Origin of the sequence: Nocardia flavorosea NBRC 108225 (assembly GCF_001613385.1) — a bacterium.
Classification (GTDB): domain Bacteria; phylum Actinomycetota; class Actinomycetes; order Mycobacteriales; family Mycobacteriaceae; genus Nocardia; species Nocardia flavorosea.
Genome location: NZ_BDCG01000069.1, coordinates 1 through 564, shown reverse-complemented (window position 1 = coordinate 564; position 564 = coordinate 1). Strand labels below are relative to the sequence as shown.

The following is a 564-nucleotide window of genomic DNA, read 5'->3' as shown; positions in this document are numbered from 1 at the left end:
GTATCGGGCGTCGTCACGCCACACGGTCCTCGACCGCAGAGCCGGCCGCGGCGGTGAATTCCGCGATCGTTTCGACTGCCTGCTTGCTCTCGGGGAGTCGTGGTGCGATGACGGGAAACGCGTGGAGCCGGTGATGCCACAGATGCAACTGGTGGCGCACCCCGGCTCGGGCGAGCCGCTCGGCCATGAATTCCGCGTCCGGGCAGAGGAATTCGGAGTCCGAGGCCAGTAAGAGGGTCGGCGGAAAACCGGCGAGGTCGTCGGTGCGCAGCGGCGAGAGGGCGGGGTCGATTACACCCCCGCATCCCCAGCGCGCCACTGCCTCGACCACCCTCGGTGGCAGGAATGCCTCGGTCGCGGCGGTCGGCGCCTCGGCCTTGGCGGTGCAATCCAGATCCAGCCACGGGCTGATTCCGACCAGCGCACGAGGGCGGTCCCACTCGGACCGCAGTGCTGTCGATGTGGTCGCGAAGGCGAGGAATCCACCGGCGGAGTCGCCGATCACCGTGATATCGCCCGCGGGATGCCGCTGTGTCAATGCCCGGTAGGCATCCAGGCAATCCC

The 564-nt window shown here is 68.4% G+C and carries 1 protein-coding gene; it reads right to left on the bottom strand.

Annotated features, from left to right (window positions below; genetic code table 11):
• Nucleotides 1-13: 13 nt before the first annotated feature.
• Nucleotides 14-564 (bottom strand): alpha/beta hydrolase (locus NFL01S_RS33875; protein WP_157117346.1); only part of this gene is annotated, 551 nt, incomplete at its 5' end.